Genomic DNA, 19,005 nt, shown 5'->3' on the forward strand with positions numbered 1-19,005 from the left:
CTGAAACCCATGTGCCAAATAAGCTTGGCACGAGAACGATTGTTGTTAAGCCCCCTCACTCACGCCTTACAAGGGTAAGTTTTTAACAATTCATTGATCACCACCCTTCCGTCCCGCCTCCAGGCGGGAGACGCAGTGGGCTTTAATCCCCCTGCACCCCCTCAAGGGCATGGATCGGCAGGTATTCATCCACCGATGAACCAGCCTATCCGTGGTTTGCAATGAAAACCTACCCTTGTAAGCTCTCCCGCACGCGAGGCGAGGGGGAGAGGCTAGGGGTGAGGGAATGAACCATTACAGCTATGCTCTATGTGCTATGCTCTATGCGCTTTTAACCCCAACCCAAATCGTTGCTGGCAGTACCGCCTGTTTGATTATCGCCCTCGCCACCCATTTCTTCATCGATCATCTGATCGACCATTTCATTCCAATCACCACCGAGATCATCGCCTAGCTCACGGCCCATTTTCTTGGCCCAACGAGCAACTGAACGCGGGTCGTTTTCATCAAGATCGTTGAACATCGACGAATCGGCCATTGCATCCAAACGGGCATCTTCGCTGCGCACCACCGCAACTCGTGAGATCGCCCGCCGCACTGCTTGGCTCGAACAGCGTGGGCATTGCAAATCGCTGGGGTCGCTAAAACCTCGTACCAAGCGGGCAAAACGCCCTTGGCATTCCGAACAAACATATTCATAGACTGGCATGAATTCGGTTCCTTTTATTGATCAAGCTGGTTGAGCCAACGCTCCAACCAGGTTTTTAGCTGATTAAGCTGATTGGGAATGAGGCCAATTGCCGCAATCGAGCCAAATTCCTCAAGTGTGTTTGCTTGTGGGTACAGAATTGCGGCGGCTAGCACACATGGCTGACCATTGTAGCCCAAGCTGCCACGATAGGCATAGACATCATCAAGCGCACTTTGCGGAACCCGCTGGTCAGGCGCTCGGCGATATTTGGCATCAAGCACCAACACCTGCTTGGCATTGGCCGTGGCAGTTTGTAACACCAAATCGGGGATGCGCAAATATCGATCAAGGCTATAAAAACCATCAGAATCGGGCTGGGCGCTAAATCGCGCTTGGTAGCGCAAATGCCAAAGCTGTGAGCCAATCCGCACGCTCAACAACGGTGTGGCGGAATTTAATTCAAGCACCCAACGTTCACGCTGAGGGTTATCGATCAGCAGATGTTGGGCTTCAACCTGGCCTAATTCGGCTAAAACCTGGGCGACAGCTAGCGCACACCATTGCTCATAGAGGGTTGGCACATCGGCCAAGGGCAAGGCCAAACTGCCAACTTCCAAGGTGAGCAACGGCTGTTCATGCAAACTTCGCGCCAACTGGCGAATCGGTCGGTAACGCGCATCACGGTTGATCAGTTGGCTTTGGACTGGCTGCTGGCGAGCTTTTAAACCCGCCAAGGGCGCTGCTTGGCGTAATTGGCGCAAAGCCGTCAGTCGTTGCTCAATTGTTGCTTGAATACTGGTTAAATCAAGCTGGCGTTGTTCACGAGCAAGGCGACGTAAATTGCGTAAACGCCGCTCAATTTGCTGAATCAAGCCAATCAACCAGCGATGCTCTGGCAGATCGAATGAAGCTTGGGCATGCTCAGCCTGCACCTGCTCTGGCACGAGGCCATACGGTTCGAGCACGTGATAACGCTCGCTGGGCTGAGCCAATTGATCGAGCTTAAATTGCTGAGCCGTGCCCAAGTCAGTTGTTCGCGGTTGGCGTTCAAGTGTCGATTTGGCCTGACGCTGCAAGCTGCGTACAATCTGGCTCGCTTGCTGGCTACTTTGGTTAATCAAGCTCAGCGCTTCTAAAAATGGGCTAGGATCATCGGGGAGCAACGGCACTAACACCGCTTGGGCAAAGCTGGGGCTGGCAATTCGCAAGGCGAGCGAACGAGCCAACGAGCTGAGATCGTTCAGCAATGCTCGCCACAATTCACGATCAAGCAAATGTGGCTGAAGCTCAAATTGAAACTGCTGCTGCTGAATTTCGCCATCAGCCCATTCAATCTGCAACCGGCCATAAACTGTGCCCGCCTGGCCACGTGGCAACCACGACCAACGCCAAGTTGGATCAAATGGGCTGACTTGGGGCACACCCAAATTATCAGCACCAATCGAAAGCTGCGCATTGCGCACATTGGTTTGGGCTGGGCAAGCCATGTTGACCACGGCCCACTCATTCCAAGCGCTGGCAGTGACATGCACAGTTGCTTGGCTATCGATACCGTTAATTGTCAGTGGAATTAACTCTGCCACCGCCCGATTGCTCCTGCTAAGCCCGCCAAATCTTGAGGATCAAGGGTTTGGGCCACCCGCCCGACAATTTCGCGTAGAATGGCTAGTTGATTCGCGTTTAGTGGATCGCTGCCATTGCCCAACACCCCGCCCAGCATCGCCAACGCCGCAGGCCGCAGATCGCTCGGCCCAGCACTAGCAGCGAGATAATTGGCAAACTGTTGCATGGCCTCGCGTAAACTATTCCGCGCTTTGCTCCAATCGATCACTTCAGGAATACCAGCGATGCCGAAGGCCAAAATATGCAAACGCCGATAGGCCGGATGCACCTCGGAAGCAAGCTCAACTGGACTAGTTTCTGCTTGAGTGACAGATTCAACCTGCGCTGCTTGAGCGGTTGGAGCGATTGCTTGGCCTTGGCAATAGGCAATAATTTTGCTCAGCGCTACTTTTAATTGATGCTCAAGCTCACGGCCATAAATCAGCCATGCATCAAGGGTCATGCGAAATGGGTCGAGCACCTCGCGCGGGGTTTCGGCCAAATCGGGCAGCACTTGCCAACGCCCGTTGGGGTATTGCAACTCCAAAGCGCGGCCAACCCCCCGATCAACCGCCAACAGCAAATCGGCTTGGTGGGCTAGTTCAGCGCTCAACGAACGCGCAGTATGCGTTGGTGGCGTAGCGCTCAAATGCTCCAAGGCCATGCGAGCTTCTGGTTGCCACGTATCGCCATCGTGGCCCAACACCCCAGCAGATTCAATTTGCCAGGTTGGGTACGATTCGAGCAACAAGCGGCGTAATAGCACCGCACCCATCGGAGCACGTCCAGTATCAGCTCCCCCAACGACCACAATCAATGCCATGCGCTGCTCCTGATTGCTAGAAATTTAGATTGTTTGAAGCATAAGCCCAATTCCAAGGATTGTCACCACACCAGCGCTGGCGATTGGCAGCCAACGCAACCAACGGGCATCGGGCTGGCTGGTTTTGATCAGGCGCGAGCCAAGTGTTACCAGCACAATCCCAATGCCGATTAAGACCGCCGCCAAACCAGCACTAAACGCCACAATCATCGCCAAGCCGAGGCCAATTCGGCCAAGCGTCGCCGCAACAATCATAATCACCAAGGCTTCGGGGCAGGGCACAAGCCCACCCGAAATGCCCAAGCCTAGTAATTTGCGGTTGCTCACATGGCTATGGCCTGCCCCACCATCGCCATGGCTATGAAACAAGCCACCATGGGAATGGCCTTGGTTGCCAGAACGCAGCGCTTGCAGCCGCTCCCAGAGCATGCGCAAACCCAAGCCTGCTACCAAAACTCCCGAAACGAATGTCAGAATTGGGATAAAGCGCTCAGGCGTAGCCCAAGCACTGAACAGCAACATCAACCCGCCCAAGGCAAAAACACTGGCAGTATGGGTCAGCGTAACAATTGCGCCCAGCAAGGTCGCTTGTTGAATCGTGCCGCGTGAGCCAACCAGATAGGCCGCGACCAAGGTTTTGCCATGGCCAGGTTGTAAGGCATGAACCGCGCCAAATCCAAAAGCCAGCCCCAGCGTTGCCGCGATCAAGCCAAACGAACTATCGCCAGTTTGCAAACGGGCCACGAGGCTTGAGCTTGGTTGTTGCGGGGCACTCGGTTCCGCCGTTGGCAAGGCAATCGCGCCATCGCTGCGAAAATTGCTAGGCCATTTAATTGGAAACTGAGCACTATGCAAGTCCATGGTGCTAGCATCTTGGGCCACAATCCCTGCTCGGCCACGGGTTTTGCTCCAATCGACAACACTAATATCATGGTAATTATTCGATTTTAAGCTGAGCAGATGTTCGCCTGTGGCGATTGGCCCAAGCGCTGCCTGCACCGTCCAGGTTAAATTCGTCGCATTCGAGCCAATAAAATCAGCTTTGGTGGTCGGAAATTCGCTGACTTCATACAAGGTCAATGAGAGTGCTTGGTGATCAAACGCCAATTCCAAATTGCGATTAAACTCAGCACACCAACGCTCAATTTCAATTTGATCCAGCGTTTGCGAACGATCAGTATCCAAGTGCTCCCACAAACGCGGCGTAATCAGCGGGCCAGCGATTAAGTGTACGGTCAGCACAATTTGAGTTGGCTGAATCTGCACCCGCATATCTTGAAAAAGCTGATCAAGGCTGTGTGCCTGAGCGGTTTGTGGTTGGCTGGCAAATAGTAACAGCAGCCAGCATGCGCATAAACAACGTTTCATAGCCGCATGATAACAAATTAATCCTAAACGCTGGCATAGCGCTTGCCTACAAATCGGTAGTTTTTACGATAAAGGAGCACATATGGCACGCTATCGCGTTATGGGAATTTTGACCGATCGGGCGGCGCTCGACGGATTACTCCAGCAATTGCATCAATCAGATGTCAAGCCTGATGATATTGGGGTTTTGTATGCTTCGGATGCAACGGTTGAGGCCAAACAGGATCGTACTGAAGTTGCTGCTGGGGCAGCGGCAGGGGTTACGGCTGGCAGTGTCGTCGGCGTTGTAGCTGGCTTAATGTCATTTGCCATTCCTGGCATTGGCCCAGCCTTGGGTGCAGGCATTCTTGGCTCGACGGTGGCAGGGGCAGCAGCAGGCGGAGTTTTAGGCGCTTTTAGCCAAATTGGCCTTGGCAACGATTTGGCCGCCTCGTATGAGCAAGCACTCAAAGCTGGCGAAACGATTTTGGCGATCGATAACGATAACGCCGATCAAGCTGGCGTGGTTGAAAGCCTACTGCGTGAACGCAATATCGAACTCGTCAATACCTTCCAGATTTAACTCAATTGAGTGAGTTTGGGCATTCCGCAATTGACGATTTTTGTATCCCCAGCCCTTCTCCCAGAGCGATAGGAGCAGTGGCTGGGGATGAACCATGGCTTATTTCTAACCCTCGATAAAGCGATAGCCAATGCCCCACTCAGTCTGAATCAAATTCGATTCAGCATCGATCTCGCTTAATTTTGAGCGCAAACGCCGAATATGTACATCGACGGTGCGGGCATCAACATATTCATCATAGCCCCAAACTTGCCCTAGTAGCACTTCGCGGGTAAACACTTGGCCTGGGTGCGAAGCCAAGTAGGCCAATAAATCGAATTCTTTGGGCCGCAAGGTGAGTTGCACATCACGGAAGGTAGCGCGGCGACGAGCATTATCGAGCTGTAAGCCACTTGAGGTTGGGGCTGCATCACCAATTTGTTGGCGCAAACGGCTAGCCTCAGCAGTACGCCGCAACAATGCACGTACTCTGGCCACTAGTTCACGCGGGGAAAATGGCTTGACCACGTAATCATCAGCGCCCAGCTCCAAACCGACCACTCGATCAACCTCATCGGCACGTGCAGTTAACATAATCACTGGTTGCTCAAAGCCCTCGGCTCGCATTTGGCGCAACACGCCAAAGCCATCGATCCCAGGCAGGCCAATATCCAAAATTAACAGATCATAGGTTTCGTTGCGCAAGCGTACCAAGGCATCTTCGCCTGAGCCAGTTTCGCCCACGGCAAAGCCTTCGCGCTCGAAGCGCGAACGCACTACATCAACCACACTTGGTTCATCATCAACAATTAAAATACGTTGCATTAGGCATCCTCATTGGTCATGACTTCGCTCAAAATCCAGTTTAAAAAGCGTTGTGAGCCATCAACAATTGGCAAAGCAATAATTTCGGGTAGCGAATAGGAGTGCAATTGTTCGACGCGCTCGATCAAACTGCCCAAGGCATCGGCTCGGGTTCGCACAATCAACAAGATTTCAGGCTCTTCCTTGAGTATTCCATCCCAATGATAAATCGAGGTAACTTGGGGCAAAATATTGACACTGGCGGCCAGCCGTTCAGTAACCAAGGCGCGGGCCAATGTGCGGGCCTCATCAGCATTGCTGGTGCTGATCAAAACAACATGGGCTGTATCCGACATAGCTCCTCCAGATCGATATAACCGATTGCTGCGTTTACTCTACCTTAAAGCCATCGATCTGCAAGAGGGTTAAGCTGTTACCACTTGTTAATCCCCCATAGCATCGAAGGCTATACCTAGAGAGTTTAGCGATTTAGCCTATTGAGTCGGGCGAATTGGCTGTGTTAGGATCGCCAACGCAGCATCACATGAGAGTGAGTGTACATAGCGTCCATCGGAGCGTACCCTATGTCACAGCATGCATTGATCAAACGTTTATTGATTTTGGTAACTCTGTTGAGTTTGGTAGCTTGTGGCTCAAGCCAAACCAACCAAACGGTAACTGCCGATAAACCCACTAAAACCTATGCCGATTTGGTGATTGGCTATTCGCAAATCGGCGCTGAAAGCCGCTGGCGCACCGCTAATACCCTCTCAATCCAAGAAAGTGCCCAAGATTTGGGCGTTGACTTACGTTTTGCTGATGCCCAACAGGAACAAATTAACCAAATTAATGCGATTCGTTCGTTCATCACTCAAAAAGTTGATCTGATTGGGGTTTCGCCAATTGTTGCCGATGGCTGGGATGAGGTGTTTGCTGAAGCCAAAGCCGCTGGAATTCCAATTATTGTGGTTGATCGCACGGCCAATGTGCCCGACGAATTAATTACCGCATTTATTGGCTCGGATTTTGTATTAGAAGGTGAACGCGCTTGCGAAGAAATGGCTCAGTTGCTCAATCAAAAAGGCACGATTATTGAGCTAGAAGGCACGGTTGGCTCGGCTCCCGCCCGCGATCGTAAAACTGGCTTTCATAATTGCTTGAAAAAATATCCCGAAATGCAGGTTTTGGTCTCAAAAAGCGGTGATTTTACCCGTGCTCAAGGCAAAACTGTGTTGCAAGGCTTGATCAAGCAATATGGCACTGATTTTGATGCGATTTATGCTCACAACGATGATATGGCCTTGGGTGCGATCGAATTGCTCAAAGAATTAGGCATCAAACCAGGGGTCGAGGTCAAAATTGTCTCGATCGATGCCGTTGAAGATGCCTTCAAAGCCATGATTGCTGGCGATTTGAATGTAACGGTTGAATGTAACCCGTTGCTTGGGCCACAATTTTTTGAAACTGCCCTGAAAATCGTCAACGGCGAGCCATTTGAACGCTGGGTTAAATCGAACGAAGGAATTTTTCGCCAAGCAACTGCCGCCCAAGATCTGCCTAAACGGCGCTATTAGTCGGTTGAGAATTGGCTGAGGTATGGTTCATGCAAGCTTTTGGTTTGTTCAAAACAATGGGGTTTCGTCAGCGTTTATTTTTGGCGCTCAGCAGCCTGAGTGTCTTAGTGCTAGCGGTCGCGCTGTTGGCCTTCTTTACCTTGCAATCAATTCGCCGCACCTCACGGGCTGCGGCGAACGACCGTGAAATGAGCATTTTGGCCAGCGAAATTTCAATCCATGCCTTGCAATGTCGGCGCTACGAAAAAGATTTTTTGCTCAATGCTGGCAATATTGCAGCCCAAGATGAACCATTGCAACAGTGGCATGCCGCCAGTTTTGAGCTAGGCAAGTCGATTAAAGCCTTTGAAGATGCGTCAACCAACGAACTTGATCAAGCACAGGCTCAGGCTTGGCGTGAGGCTTGGCGCGACTATGTGCGCGGCTTCAGCAGTGTGGAAATTGCGGTTAACGAAGGCTCGATCAACGATACGCAGGCGGCAGTCAAAACCTTTGAGGCTGCTCAAAACAACATTCAAATCTTAACCGACCAGTCCTATGATCTGGCCGAAGTCAAAAACCATGCTTCGCAGGCCAGTAGTGCCGAGCTTGATTTAGCAGGGCAGCAAGCGATTATGCGCCTAACGGTTATTTCTGGCGTGATTGTGCTGCTGGCATTATTGACCTCGTGGCGCTTCCCACGTTGGTTGATCAAGCCGATTCAGAAATTACAAACCAGCGCTGAACGCCTAGCCAGCGGCGATCTTTCGGCGCGAACTGGGCTGCGACTGAACGATGAAATTGGCATGCTGGGGCGCAGCTTCGATGAAATGGCCCAAACGCTTGAGCAAAATACCAACGATTTGGCCAATGAATATATTGTTGCCCAAACCGCCCGTGAAGAAGCCGAAGCCGCCCGTAGCCAAATCGAGCAACAGCTATTTATGATTCAGCAGCAAGCTCAAGTGATTGCTGAAATGAGCACGCCAATTTTGCCATTAACCAGCCACGCTTTGGTCATGCCCTTGGTTGGCGCATTGGATCAACAACGGATTCAACAGGCTCAAGCTCGTGCCTTGGAAGCAATTCAAGAACGGCGGGCCAAATATTTGTTGCTCGATATTACCGCCGTGCCAGTGATCGATACCCAAGTTGGACAAAGCTTGCTGCACCTCCTTCGTGCGGCGCATTTGCTTGGTTGTCGTTTGATGTTAGTTGGTGTGCGCCCCGATGTTGCCCAAACCATCGTTGGGCTGGGGATTGATCTTGGCGATATTGCCACCTGTAGCAGTTTGCAAAGTGGCATTGATCGGGTGCTTAATCACTAGGCTAAGCCAGAACAACGGCGTTCTGGCTTAGCCGATTAGGCATGAGCTTGCAGTTCAGCCAAGACTGCGGCTAAACTGGCATATTGGCGGGCCGCTACCGGGAATTCTAGATATTTGGTGACGCTATTGGGCACTGCATACACGGTTGCTCCCGCTGCCAAACCTGCTTGCACTCCTTGCGGCGCATCTTCCAACACAAGGCTAGCTTGGGCGCTGACTCCTAACAATTCGGCAGCCCGCAGAAAAATATCGGGTGCTGGTTTGCCGTTGGCAACTTCCTCACCCGTTACCGTCGCCCCAAAACAAGCATCCCAGCCAAATTTGCGCAACACCATGCTCAAGTATGGGCGCGGCGACGAGGTTGCAACCGCAATCGGGAATTGCTGTTGATTAAGCCAACGAATAATTTGATCAGCATAGGGCATGGCTTCGGCTTCGTGCGCAACCAGTTCAAAAATCAATTGGCGATGCTCGGCAATCGTTTGCTCGATACTCAAGGGCAAATCGAAGCTCTCGACCAACATTTTGGCATTATCATAAGCCCGCCGACCAACCATGCGATGGCCCCAGTCGGGCGCACAGGTTTTGCCATAACGCGCCAGAAAAACATCCAATGCTCGCATGCTAACAGGTTCGCTATCGACCAATACCCCATCGCAATCAAATAAAATCGCCTCAAACTGTTTCATTCGGCTCCTGCTTGTTAAATATCGCTAGTGGTGGCAATTCAGCAATTACAATGCCGATCATCATTAATAGGCCACCCCAAACAAAGGTTGATGAAATGGTTTCGTTGCCGAAGGTCGAGGCAAACAGCGCTGCAAAGACTGGCTCTAGCACGAAAATCAGGGCGGTACGGGTTGGCGAGGCATAGCGCTGCACAATAATCTGAATCGCTAGCAATACCGCCGTACAAATGATGCCCAAATAGGCTCCAGCCCAAAAAACATCGGCGGGCAAGGCGGGTACAGTTTCAAACAGCAGGCTGCCAATCCCTGCAACAACGGCCACCACTGCCACTTGAATCAAGTTCATGGCAATTGGCGAGGCCTGTTTGGTCCAGTGTCCAATCGCCAAAATATGGCCAGCAAAGGTCACTGCACAGATAAACACCAAGAAATCGCCCCACAGCGAAACAGGCTCCGTGCCAGCTTGAGCCGCAGGGTCAATCGAAAGTACATATAAACCTGCGACGGCCAACACCACTCCCGCCCAAACTTTGGCGCTGACTTTGGTGCGCCACAGCACTGCGCCCATCAGCGGCACAAAGATCACGTTCAAGCCTGTCACGAAGCCAGCCCGTGAGGCGGTGGTCATACTAATGCCAATGGTTTGGGTGATGTACCCAACACACAGCAAACCACCAGTAATCAAGCCTGCTTGCCAATCGGTGCGCGTCCACTGACCAAACGATTTAATCGCCCATGGCAGCAGAGCCAAGGTTGCCAATCCAAAGCGTAAAGCTACAAAAGCCAACGGCGGCCAATGATCAGTGGCATCGCGAACCACAAAAAATGTGCTGCCCCAAAGCATCACAATCAACAAAAGAACCCCATCGCTTTGCCAGCGCTTCATTGCAGCACCCTTTCAGGCTAGAATCAGATCGTGCTCATAGTATACGGAGATTTTGCTGGCCTATAATTGAGCGATTGATTGAACTAGCTTGGGTTTATGCACTCTCATCCAAAATAGATTTTCTCATACTTCGTCAGGCGAATGAGAATCATCAATTGTGCTTTAGGGGGTGCAGGGGGATGAAAACCCTCTGCGTTTCCCTCCGGCGGAGGGACGGAAGGGTGGCGAACCATGATGAGCATTGATTAATATACAGAATACGTAAATCCTATTGATTTAGAAGGATGGTTGAAATGCGTTTAATTTCTTTGCATGACCAAGAACGAATTGCAGCGTGGCTTAGCCGCAATGCTGATCTCAATATTTATCAAATTGGTGATTTAGATCGCTTTTTCTGGCTATCGACGGTTTGGTATGGGCTTGAGCAAGCAGGTGAATTATTCCAACTTGCGTTGATTTATCTTGGGCATAGCACCCCAATTTGGCTGATGTTTGATGATCAGCAGCACCGCTATTCGGCGTATTTGCGTGATGCCTTGCGCCCATTGCTGCCAGCCAAAATCTATTGCCATTTTTCGCCTGGAATTGCCGAAGGCTTGGCTGATCGCTACCAGATTGAGGATCATGGCCTGCATCAAAAAATGATCTTGCAGGATTTCAGCAAGCTTGATCAGGTAGTGATCGATCAAGCTGTGGTGCAATTGCACCCAGCCGATTTGCCAGCGATTAATCAATTGTATGCCGAGGCTTATCCCGACAATGCCTTCGACCCGCGCATGCTGGAAACAGGTTGTTGCTATGGGATTTGGCGTGATGATCAATTAATCAGCATTGCGGGCATTCATGTTTATTCGCCAAACTATCGGGTAGCAGCCTTGGGCAATATTACGACCCATCCGGCCTATCGTGGCCAAGGGCTGGCCAAGCAAGTAACTGCCAAGCTTTGCCAAAGCCTGCGCCACGAGATTAATCACATTGGCCTGAATGTGCATCGTGCCAATCAAGCGGCAATTAACACCTATCAAGCCTTGGGTTTTGGCTGGGTTGCTGATTATAGCGAAGTGCTATTACGCCAAAAAGATTGTTAAATCTAGCCAATACTCACACCTGCGCCTGCCGAATGTCATGGGGTTGGGTTAGGAATAAGGCACTATAGGTAATAGTAAGAAATCTCCGCATAATAATTTTAATGTTTTTTTGATCACTCGCGGAGGTGAAGTGGTGTTTGTGAATATTCAATTACCTTTTACGTCGAAACTTAACCCTCACCTAGAAGCAGTCTATGCTGAACACAGCCAATGGTTGAGTCAATCGCCCCATAGCGCTAAAAGTCAATGGGGGTTTTATCAGCGTTTGCGTTTGCCACAGCTCTTGGCGCGGGTTTATCCACATGCCTGCAGTGAGCGTTTGCGTTTGATTCTCGATTGGGGTGGCTGGCTGTTTTTTCAAGATCAATGGTTTCGTTCGTTGGCTGGGCAGCCCGAATTGGTCGCTAGCCTGGCCAATGACCTGATTAATGTTTTTAATGGAGCAACCCCGTTGTATCCCCAAAAACCGTTGGTGGTGATGTTTGCCGATTGGAGCCAACGCATGGCTGGCCTGACATCGAACCAATGGCGTGAGCGTTTTGGCCAAATGTTGAGCACCTATCTCCACGATTGGGTTTACGATGTGTATTGCAATGCCTACCAACCCACAATCAACAACCAACTAGCGGTTGAACTTCACCAACGCATCGGTGCGGCCACGAGTTCGCTCGATTTTGTCGATTTTGCCCAGGCTGAATTATTGCCTCCCTCGGTCAAGCAAGATCCAACTTTTCAAAGTTTGAGCGAAATCACCAACAATGTGGTGTGTTGGATGCACGATATTGCCTCATTAGAGCGTGATCTAACGCTTGCCGAACCTCAAAATATTGCTGTGTTGGTCAAGCAGCGTGAGCATTGCACTTGGAGTCGGGCGATCGAGCGGGTTGAGCAAATGTGCTATGGCGAGGTAGCAGCCTTTGAGCGAATTGTGGCTGAACGCCCGCATTATGGCGAATTTGAGCTGGTGGTCAGCGATTACATCGAAAACCTACGGGCTTGGATGCAAGGCACCATTGATTGGCTGCGGCTTGATTTAGTGGTAGCTAATGAGCCAGCAAATCGTTTAATTGCTGCTTAAGCACGATGATTTAGGCATTGGTTTACGTTATCCTCACTCAGCATACGGCTAGCTTAGTGAGGGTGATGTATGCGCGTCGAACAGTATTTTTCGGTTGATCCGTTTATTCATGAGCATCGTGAATTTCTTTTGCAGCACGAAGCGGAGAATAATCTGCCGCTTGGCTTGAGTATGCGCATTCAAAATGGTTGGCTGCCAGCAAACCCACCATTTTTCGCAGCAATTCGTGATGAGCAGGGCGTGGTTGGCGTTGCAGTGATGACTGCGCCGAATGCACTGACGATTTCGGCCTTGCGCGATGCCAGTTTAGCCGACCAAGCCACTCAAGCCTTAGCTAATTACTTGGTTAGCCAGAACATTGCACCTAATGGGGTATTTAGTGCGCCTGCAACGACCACCGCTTTCTGCATGGCTTGGCAAGCTAAAACTGGCAGACGACCTCTGTTGAGTATGCATGAACGCGTTTATACGTTGACCGAAGTTATTCCACCAACCCCGGTTGCTGGTTCGCTCAAACAGGCAACCAATGCCGATATTGAATGGTTGACCGAATGGCTAGCAGCGTTTCATGCCGAGGCCGTGCCCAACGAACCTGCCTGGGATAGTCGGGCGGTGGCCGAGCGCCAAATTGCCACAGCTAGCGCTTGGTATTGGGAAGTTGATGGCAAGCCTGTTTCTTCACTAGCTTCGAGCCGCCCAACAGTCAATGGCATCTGTATTGGCGCAGTTTCTACCCCACGCCAATTTCGCGGTAATGGTTACGCGAGCAATGCAGTGGCTGCATTAAGTCAACAGTTGTTGGATCAAGGCTTTCGTTTTTGTATGCTCTTTACCGATTTAAGCAATCCAACTTCGAATAAAATCTATCAAGCGGTTGGCTTTCGGCCAGTATGCGATGTTGATCAATATCGTTTTGAGGAGTGATGATGTATCACGTGCCACCAAGCTCGCCGTATGTGCCATGCCCTCGCTGCCAGAATCCACTACCCACCAAAGTAACCATGAGTTGGTGGGGTGGGATTGTTGGCCCAAAAATGGTCAACTTAGTCAAATGCCCGCAGTGCAAGCTACAATACAACGGCAAAACCGGAGCTAGCGTCAGCAAATTTATTGTGATCTATGTTGGGGCTTGGGTGCTATTGTTTTTGATTGTGGTCGCGGTGTTGTTTTTTGCCCAAGGCTAGATTGGGGATGATCCCTCACCCCCTCGCCCGCCCAGCAGACGAGGGGAACCATTCTGAAATTGCACCTCTCGTTCGCCGCAGTGGGCGAGGGGGCGAGGGTGATGGGATATTTTACCGCTCGGCAACCTCAACCCACGTGCGGTTGCGTTCGCCAGTATAAATCGATTGTGGGCGAATAATTCGGCCAACGGCGCGTTGCTCGAAGGCGTGGGCAATCCAACCAACAGCGCGGCTGATCGTAAAGGTTGGGGTAAACAGGTCGGTTTCAAAATCGATGCCATGCAACAGCAAGGCAGTGTAGAACTCGACATTGGTTTGCAATTTGCGGCCTGGCTTGTGTTCTTCGAGCAGCCGAATCGCGGTTTGCTCAACATGGCGTACAAGTTCGTATAACTCGCGGTTGCCATCGTTGGCAAAAAGTTGATCGGCTGCGCCTGCCAAAACCTCGGCCCGTGGATCGCGCACCTTGTAGACGCGATGGCCAAAGCCCATCAAGCGCTCGCCGCGTGCTAACTTGGCGCGAAGTACTTCCTCAGCGCGATCGGCTGTGCCAATTTCAAATACCATATCCAAGGCTGGGCCAGGTGCGCCGCCATGCAACGGCCCTTTGAGCGCTCCAATCGCCCCAGTAATCGCCGAAACCAAATCCGATTCAGTCGAGATGATCACGCGAGTAGTGAAGGTCGAGGCATTCAGGCCATGGTCAACTACGGTGTTGAGATAGGTTTCGAGTGCCCGCACCTTCTCAGCGCTTGGCTCTTTGCCAGTCAACATCCACAAATAATTGGCAGCATGGCTTAAATCGCTGCGTGGCTCGATAAATTCGGCTTGGTTGCGTGCTCGCCAATAGGCCGCCACAATCGTGGGCAAGGCTGCCACAATTCGTTGGGCCGTAGCTTTTTCGTCAGCCAATGGGTTTAATGTAGCGGTCGCAGCCCGCAATGCATCCATCGGGTCGGCCTGTTCGCGGCCCAGCTGTTGAGCGACTTCTAAGGTAAGGGCTGGCAATTGGCGCTGGCTGGCAAGGCTCTGGCGCAATTCGGCCAACTCGCTTTGGCTTGGCAAATGGTCATTCCACAAGAGAAAAATCGTTTCCTCGAAGGTCGCAAACGGGGCCAAACGCTCCAAGGGAAAGCCTGCAATAATTAATTCCCCAGCTTGGCCATCGACACTGCTGAGCCGCGTTGCCGCTGCAACGATCCCTTCTAAACCTACATGAACTTGGGTTTCAGTCGCCATTGACAATCGATCCTTTCCAGCGTGTTAGGCCTTGAGCGGCAATTTTGCCGCTTGAAATTCCTGCTGCTATCGACTATAAATAGATTTATCAATGTTGTCAATGTTGATTGATAAATCAATATTGGAATGGAGCAACGCAATGACGCGCTATTTGAGTGCTCGCGAAGTGGCCGAGCATTTGGGAATTAGTGTGCCAACCGTTTATGCCTATGTAAGCCGCGGGTTGTTGCACTCGGAGCCAGCCGGAGCGCATGCGCATCGCTATTTATTTGATGAGGTTGAGCAATTGAAATTACGCCGCGAAGGTCGGCGCAATCCGGCCAGTGTGGCGGCTGGCGCATTGCACTGGGGCACGCCAGTGCTCGATTCAGCGATCACGCTGATCGACAATCAACAGGTCTATTATCGTGGGTTCGATGTGCGCGAATTGGCCAGTAGTGCCAGCATCGAAGAGGTTGCGAGCCTGATTTGGGTCGGCGATCGGCAACAAAGCCAGCAATTATGGGGAGATTTGCCAGCGCTAAACATTCCCCAGTTGCCTGATCTACCGTTGCTTGAGCAATTTGTCGTGGCGTTGGCGATGGTTGGCAGCAACGATCATGCCGCTTTCGATCAACGCCCGCAAGGCTTGCAACGCACAGCGGTACGCGTGGTGCAGTTGTTGATCAGCGTAGCCGCCAAACGTCCCTTGCAAGGCCCAATCGTGGCGCAATTGGCCGAGGCATGGCAGATTCCGCCAAATTTACAGCCGTTGCTCAACGCTGCATTAATTGTCAGCGCCGATCATGAACTCAATGTTTCATCGTTTACTGCTCGCTGCGTAGCTTCGGCAGGCACAACCTTATATGCTGTAGTTAGTGCGGGTTTAGCGGCGTTGGGTGGAGTGCATCATGGCAAGCAAAGCGAATTAAGCGAACTGCTGTTGGATGAACTTTTGCGTAGCCCCGATATCTATGCGGCGTTGGCTCAAAAACTGCGCTTAGGCCAGCCAATTCCAGGTTTTGGCCACCCGATGTATCCCAATGGCGACCCACGCGGCAAGGTGTTGCTCGATCTGATTCGGCAATTAGCGCCGCAATGTAGCAACGATATTGATCGCATTATCCAAGCCGTTTATGAATTGTTGGGCGATCATCCGACGATCGATTTTGGCTTGGCGTGGGTTGGGCGGGTGCTAAATTTGCCCTTGGGCAGCGCAATGAGCCTATTTGCCCTAGGCCGCAGCGTTGGCTGGATTGGTCATGCCTTAGAGCAATATAGCGATGCACGGTTGATTCGGCCACGCGCTCGCTACACCGGCGAACGGCCAAATATAATCAAGATTTAACCTGTGCTGCAACGCGTTATTTAGCCGATTCTAATGGGCTAAATTGAGCTTTTAAGCACTACTTGACAAAATATCTAAATCGCACTATTATTCGCGACATTATGAAGAAACAAATGCTCACCAACCTTTTTTCGCCAGCATTGCGGCTGCGTCGTCCCCGTACCAACGAGGTTCGGTGGGCTTGCGCCGTTTGTGCTGCATAACAGGCAACGAGCAAGATAACAAACGCCCAAGCGTTTCCCCCCGAACCTCATTTGATGGTTCGGGGGGAATCTTTTTTAGGCAAAAATTTGGCAAGGCAAAAATCAAAAATCAAAAGTCAAAAAATCCTATCCAAGCGGCCATTTTGACTTTTGACTTTAGCCTTCTGCCTTTTCGCATAGGGAGTTCGCAATGATTCGTGTTGGTATTTTTGGCGTAACTGGCTATGCTGGATACGAACTAGCTCGCTGGTTGCAGCGCCACCCAAGCGCCAGCGTGGTTTGGGCTGTTTCCGAATCGTCGGCGGGCAAACGCTTGGCGCAGGTTGTGCCTGGCCCACTTGACATGCCGTTGTTGGCTGCGAATCAGGTTGATTGGCAGGCGGTTGATCTGATTTTCACGGGGTTGCCGCATGGTGTCGCTGCCCAAACGGTGGCAGAGGCCCGCAAGCATGGTGTCAAAGCCATCGACCTCTCCGCCGACCTTCGCCTGGACAGCCCCGCCGCTTACACCCGCTGGTACGACCACACGCATCCCCACCCTGAACTTTTGAATGCTCCCTATGGCTTACCTGAACTGAATCGCGCTGTATTGGTTGATGTGCCAGCGATCGCCAACCCAGGTTGCTATCCCACTAGTGTTTTGCTTGGTTTAGCACCTTTGCTGGAACAAGGCTGGTGGCAAACTGGCCAAACCATCATCATTAATGCTGCTTCGGGAGTTTCGGGCGCTGGCCGTGCACCCAAACAGCACTTACATTTTGTCGAGGCTCACGAAAATTATAGCCCTTACAACATTGGCCATACCCATCGCCATGTTGGCGAAATTGAGCAAGAACTGAGCAAGTTGGCAAACGCACCAGTTAATACGATTTTTGCACCACACCTCTTGCCGACCCAACGCGGTATTTTAAGCACAATCTATGTGCCAATTCAGCCAGAGCTGGATTTGGCCAGCATTCATGCGCTTTATCGCCAACGTTATGCCGCTGAACCATTCGTCAATGTGCTCGATCAAGGTCAGTTGGCAAGTTTGGCGCATGTTGTGCATACCAACGATTGTGCAATTGGCTTGACGCTCGCTCAGCCTGGCATGTTGATCGTCACAGCGGCGATTGATAATTTGCTCAAGGGTGCTTCGGGTCAAGCAATTCAAAATATGAATATTATGTTTGGTTTGCCTGAAACCACGGGCTTGCGCTAGGAGTGTGCAATGCGGATCTTGAAGCTTGGCGGCAATGAAATAGATGACCCAACTTGGTTGGCTCGCTTGGTCGCGGTGATCCAAACCATGGTCAATGTCAACGATGTGCCGATTTTGGTGCATGGCGGTGGCAAGGAAATTGGCCAATTGCAGGTAGCGCTTGGTGGCGAACCGCAATTTGTGGCTGGCCTGCGCGTGACCGACCAAACGGCGCTCAAAGCGGCCACAATGGTGCTTTGTGGCATGGTCAGCACTCGCTTAGTTGCAGCCTTGAATGCAGTTGGCGTAGAAGCCCTCGGCTTGTCAGGCGTTGATCGCAACTTGGTGTATGCCACCCGCTTGGAGCATGCCGCTGGCGATTTGGGTGCCGTTGGCAAGCCAGCCCGCATTCGTGCCACGGTTTTATATGAAGCCTTAGCGGCAGATGTTGTGCCTGTGCTAGCTCCCTTGTGTGCTGATGGGGTTGGTGGCACGCTGAATGTCAATGCTGATGTGTTTGCGGGAGCGATCGCCGCCGCCGTTGGAGCCGATGAAGCGGTGTTTATCTCGAATGTGCCTGGAGTTTTGGTTGATGGTGTGGTTGCGCCACGGCTCAACACCGACGACATTCAGGCATTAATCGCCAACGGTACAATCAGCGGCGGCATGATTCCCAAGGTCGAATCGGCCTTGAGCGGCTTGCAAGCTGGCGTAAAAATCGTGCGCATCACGAATATCGATCAGCTTGATGCTGGCACAATTATCGAGGCCGCCTAATGCCGAGTCATTCGGTTTACGACAATATTCGAACCCGGGTGATTGTGCTGCGTGAGCAAGAACTCTTGATTATGGCCACCGAAGATCAGCCAGAATTGGTTTGGCGCTTGCCTGGTGGTGGTTTAGAACAGGGCGAATCGTTGGCCGATTGTGCCGCCCGTGAAGTTTGGGAAGAATGCGGCATTCGGGTGCAAGTTGGCAAAGTTGCTTTCTTGCGCGAGTGGGTTATTCCAACCTATGCCATCATCGACCCAAATGATCGTGAGCCAAACTATGGCTTAGAAGTGTTTCTGTATGCTACGCCGTTAGATCCACAGGCTACACTTCGTGCCGAGGCTGCCGATAAACCAATGCCCGAATGGCGCAGCTTGGTTGAAATAGCCAGCATGCCATTTTGGCCCAAAGAGCTGAAATCGTTGGCAACGTTTTTGGCCGAAGGCCAACGCCCAAGCGCCGCCCATTCATTCGTTAGCAGCTTTGAATCTGGTTGGGCAATCCCACCAGCAATCGACTGGGCCTGATACCCTCACCCCCTGACCCCCTCTCCCGCCCAGCAGGCGAGGGGAACCGCTCTAAGAGTCTCCCCCTCGCCCGCCGCAGTGGGAGAGGGGTTGGGGGTGAGGGCATGGTACATCATTATCGAT

Annotated in this window: 20 protein-coding genes; 11 read left to right on the plus strand and 9 right to left on the minus strand. The window is 51.6% G+C overall.

All coding sequences use genetic code 11. The features are described from left to right. Positions 1 to 331 precede the first annotated feature (331 nt). Genes DEF47_RS01155 through DEF47_RS01170 form a run of 4 tightly spaced genes read right to left on the minus strand, consistent with a single transcriptional unit; the run spans position 332 to position 4,484 of the window. The gene (locus DEF47_RS01155) at positions 332 to 709 is read right to left on the minus strand and encodes an FmdB family zinc ribbon protein (RefSeq protein WP_012191685.1); all 378 of its coding nucleotides are present in this window, start codon (positions 707 to 709) and stop codon (positions 332 to 334) included. 14 nt (positions 710 to 723) lie between these two features. Continuing rightward, on the minus strand, positions 724 to 2,274 hold the full coding sequence (locus tag DEF47_RS01160; RefSeq protein WP_012191684.1) for a DUF2357 domain-containing protein: 1,551 nt from the start codon (positions 2,272 to 2,274) through the stop codon (positions 724 to 726). Next, a complete protein-coding gene (locus tag DEF47_RS01165; protein WP_012191683.1) occupies positions 2,262 to 3,116 on the minus strand; it encodes an arsenate-mycothiol transferase ArsC in 855 nt (284 codons plus the stop codon). Before DEF47_RS01165 ends, DEF47_RS01160 begins: the two co-directional genes overlap by 13 nt. Before the next feature lie 24 nt (positions 3,117 to 3,140). After that, positions 3,141 to 4,484, minus strand: a complete 1,344-nt coding sequence (locus DEF47_RS01170) for a nickel/cobalt transporter (protein WP_012191682.1) — start codon at positions 4,482 to 4,484, stop codon at positions 3,141 to 3,143. Between the two features lie 82 nt (positions 4,485 to 4,566). On the opposite strand from DEF47_RS01170, the gene DEF47_RS01175 reads away from it, so the two are divergent. Continuing rightward, positions 4,567 to 5,046 (plus strand): hypothetical protein, encoded by a 480-nt coding sequence (locus DEF47_RS01175; RefSeq protein WP_012191681.1) that lies wholly within the window; start codon positions 4,567 to 4,569, stop codon positions 5,044 to 5,046. Positions 5,047 to 5,151: 105 nt separating this feature from the next. Here DEF47_RS01175 and DEF47_RS01180 read toward each other — a convergent pair whose 3' ends face one another. Both DEF47_RS01180 and cutA read right to left on the minus strand, forming a co-directional pair. After that, the gene (locus DEF47_RS01180; protein ID WP_012191680.1) at positions 5,152 to 5,850 is read right to left on the minus strand and encodes a response regulator transcription factor; all 699 of its coding nucleotides are present in this window, start codon (positions 5,848 to 5,850) and stop codon (positions 5,152 to 5,154) included. Continuing rightward, the gene (gene cutA, locus DEF47_RS01185; RefSeq protein WP_012191679.1) at positions 5,850 to 6,185 is read right to left on the minus strand and encodes a divalent-cation tolerance protein CutA; all 336 of its coding nucleotides are present in this window, start codon (positions 6,183 to 6,185) and stop codon (positions 5,850 to 5,852) included. Before cutA ends, DEF47_RS01180 begins: the two co-directional genes overlap by 1 nt. Before the next feature lie 228 nt (positions 6,186 to 6,413). Between cutA and DEF47_RS01190 the strand changes: the two genes are divergently transcribed. Then, positions 6,414 to 7,403, plus strand: coding sequence for an ABC transporter substrate-binding protein (locus DEF47_RS01190; RefSeq protein ID WP_012191678.1), 990 nt, complete (start codon positions 6,414 to 6,416; stop codon positions 7,401 to 7,403). 29 nt (positions 7,404 to 7,432) lie between these two features. Then, a complete protein-coding gene (locus DEF47_RS01195; RefSeq protein WP_012191677.1) occupies positions 7,433 to 8,710 on the plus strand; it encodes a HAMP domain-containing protein in 1,278 nt (425 codons plus the stop codon). A gap of 35 nt (positions 8,711 to 8,745) precedes the next feature. On the opposite strand, the gene DEF47_RS01200 is transcribed toward DEF47_RS01195, so the two are convergent. Next, positions 8,746 to 9,399: an HAD family hydrolase gene (locus DEF47_RS01200; protein ID WP_012191676.1), complete on the minus strand. Its 654-nt coding sequence runs from the start codon at positions 9,397 to 9,399 to the stop codon at positions 8,746 to 8,748. Beyond that, a complete protein-coding gene (locus DEF47_RS01205) occupies positions 9,386 to 10,285 on the minus strand; it encodes a DMT family transporter (RefSeq protein ID WP_012191675.1) in 900 nt (299 codons plus the stop codon). Before DEF47_RS01205 ends, DEF47_RS01200 begins: the two co-directional genes overlap by 14 nt. A 293-nt stretch (positions 10,286 to 10,578) precedes the next feature. Here DEF47_RS01205 and DEF47_RS01210 point away from each other — a divergent pair, with 293 nt between their 5' ends. From DEF47_RS01210 to DEF47_RS01225, 4 genes are all read left to right on the plus strand, one after another. Continuing rightward, positions 10,579 to 11,373: a GNAT family N-acetyltransferase gene (locus DEF47_RS01210; RefSeq protein ID WP_012191674.1), complete on the plus strand. Its 795-nt coding sequence runs from the start codon at positions 10,579 to 10,581 to the stop codon at positions 11,371 to 11,373. A 133-nt stretch (positions 11,374 to 11,506) separates the two neighbouring features. Further along, a complete protein-coding gene (locus DEF47_RS01215; RefSeq protein WP_012191673.1) occupies positions 11,507 to 12,451 on the plus strand; it encodes a terpene synthase family protein in 945 nt (314 codons plus the stop codon). A gap of 69 nt (positions 12,452 to 12,520) precedes the next feature. Then, the gene (locus DEF47_RS01220) at positions 12,521 to 13,375 is read left to right on the plus strand and encodes a GNAT family N-acetyltransferase (RefSeq protein WP_012191672.1); all 855 of its coding nucleotides are present in this window, start codon (positions 12,521 to 12,523) and stop codon (positions 13,373 to 13,375) included. Continuing rightward, a complete protein-coding gene (locus DEF47_RS01225) occupies positions 13,375 to 13,635 on the plus strand; it encodes a hypothetical protein (RefSeq protein ID WP_287044922.1) in 261 nt (86 codons plus the stop codon). Before DEF47_RS01220 ends, DEF47_RS01225 begins: the two co-directional genes overlap by 1 nt. Before the next feature lie 111 nt (positions 13,636 to 13,746). Here the strand turns inward: DEF47_RS01225 and DEF47_RS01230 are convergent, their stop codons facing one another. Beyond that, complete coding sequence (locus tag DEF47_RS01230; protein WP_012191670.1) at positions 13,747 to 14,874, minus strand: citrate synthase/methylcitrate synthase; 1,128 nt, start codon at positions 14,872 to 14,874, stop codon at positions 13,747 to 13,749. Between the two features lie 139 nt (positions 14,875 to 15,013). Here DEF47_RS01230 and DEF47_RS01235 point away from each other — a divergent pair, with 139 nt between their 5' ends. From DEF47_RS01235 to DEF47_RS01250, 4 genes are all read left to right on the plus strand, one after another. Beyond that, positions 15,014 to 16,201, plus strand: a complete 1,188-nt coding sequence (locus tag DEF47_RS01235) for a citrate synthase family protein (protein WP_012191669.1) — start codon at positions 15,014 to 15,016, stop codon at positions 16,199 to 16,201. A 393-nt stretch (positions 16,202 to 16,594) separates the two neighbouring features. Beyond that, complete coding sequence (argC, locus tag DEF47_RS01240; RefSeq protein WP_012191668.1) at positions 16,595 to 17,605, plus strand: N-acetyl-gamma-glutamyl-phosphate reductase; 1,011 nt, start codon at positions 16,595 to 16,597, stop codon at positions 17,603 to 17,605. Positions 17,606 to 17,614: 9 nt separating this feature from the next. Beyond that, on the plus strand, positions 17,615 to 18,361 hold the full coding sequence (argB, locus tag DEF47_RS01245; RefSeq protein WP_012191667.1) for an acetylglutamate kinase: 747 nt from the start codon (positions 17,615 to 17,617) through the stop codon (positions 18,359 to 18,361). Beyond that, the gene (locus DEF47_RS01250) at positions 18,361 to 18,882 is read left to right on the plus strand and encodes an NUDIX domain-containing protein (RefSeq protein ID WP_012191666.1); all 522 of its coding nucleotides are present in this window, start codon (positions 18,361 to 18,363) and stop codon (positions 18,880 to 18,882) included. Before argB ends, DEF47_RS01250 begins: the two co-directional genes overlap by 1 nt. The last annotated feature ends 123 nt before the right edge of the window (positions 18,883 to 19,005 follow it).

Origin of the sequence: Herpetosiphon sp., from assembly GCF_003512625.1 — a bacterium.
GTDB lineage: Bacteria > Chloroflexota > Chloroflexia > Chloroflexales > Herpetosiphonaceae > Herpetosiphon > Herpetosiphon aurantiacus.

Coding starts and splice junctions, on each gene's coding strand:
- DEF47_RS01155 (WP_012191685.1), bottom strand. CDS start 709: ATGCCAGTCTATGAATATGTTTGTTCGGAATGCCAAGGGCGTTTTGCC.
- DEF47_RS01165 (WP_012191683.1), bottom strand. CDS start 3,116: ATGGCATTGATTGTGGTCGTTGGGGGAGCTGATACTGGACGTGCTCCG.
- DEF47_RS01170 (WP_012191682.1), bottom strand. CDS start 4,484: ATGAAACGTTGTTTATGCGCATGCTGGCTGCTGTTACTATTTGCCAGC.
- DEF47_RS01175 (WP_012191681.1), top strand. CDS start 4,567: ATGGCACGCTATCGCGTTATGGGAATTTTGACCGATCGGGCGGCGCTC.
- DEF47_RS01180 (WP_012191680.1), bottom strand. CDS start 5,850: ATGCAACGTATTTTAATTGTTGATGATGAACCAAGTGTGGTTGATGTA.
- cutA (WP_012191679.1), bottom strand. CDS start 6,185: ATGTCGGATACAGCCCATGTTGTTTTGATCAGCACCAGCAATGCTGAT.
- DEF47_RS01190 (WP_012191678.1), top strand. CDS start 6,414: ATGTCACAGCATGCATTGATCAAACGTTTATTGATTTTGGTAACTCTG.
- DEF47_RS01195 (WP_012191677.1), top strand. CDS start 7,433: ATGCAAGCTTTTGGTTTGTTCAAAACAATGGGGTTTCGTCAGCGTTTA.
- DEF47_RS01200 (WP_012191676.1), bottom strand. CDS start 9,399: ATGAAACAGTTTGAGGCGATTTTATTTGATTGCGATGGGGTATTGGTC.
- DEF47_RS01205 (WP_012191675.1), bottom strand. CDS start 10,285: ATGAAGCGCTGGCAAAGCGATGGGGTTCTTTTGTTGATTGTGATGCTT.
- DEF47_RS01210 (WP_012191674.1), top strand. CDS start 10,579: ATGCGTTTAATTTCTTTGCATGACCAAGAACGAATTGCAGCGTGGCTT.
- DEF47_RS01220 (WP_012191672.1), top strand. CDS start 12,521: ATGCGCGTCGAACAGTATTTTTCGGTTGATCCGTTTATTCATGAGCAT.
- DEF47_RS01225 (WP_287044922.1), top strand. CDS start 13,375: ATGATGTATCACGTGCCACCAAGCTCGCCGTATGTGCCATGCCCTCGC.
- DEF47_RS01230 (WP_012191670.1), bottom strand. CDS start 14,874: ATGGCGACTGAAACCCAAGTTCATGTAGGTTTAGAAGGGATCGTTGCA.
- DEF47_RS01235 (WP_012191669.1), top strand. CDS start 15,014: ATGACGCGCTATTTGAGTGCTCGCGAAGTGGCCGAGCATTTGGGAATT.
- argC (WP_012191668.1), top strand. CDS start 16,595: ATGATTCGTGTTGGTATTTTTGGCGTAACTGGCTATGCTGGATACGAA.
- argB (WP_012191667.1), top strand. CDS start 17,615: ATGCGGATCTTGAAGCTTGGCGGCAATGAAATAGATGACCCAACTTGG.
- DEF47_RS01250 (WP_012191666.1), top strand. CDS start 18,361: ATGCCGAGTCATTCGGTTTACGACAATATTCGAACCCGGGTGATTGTG.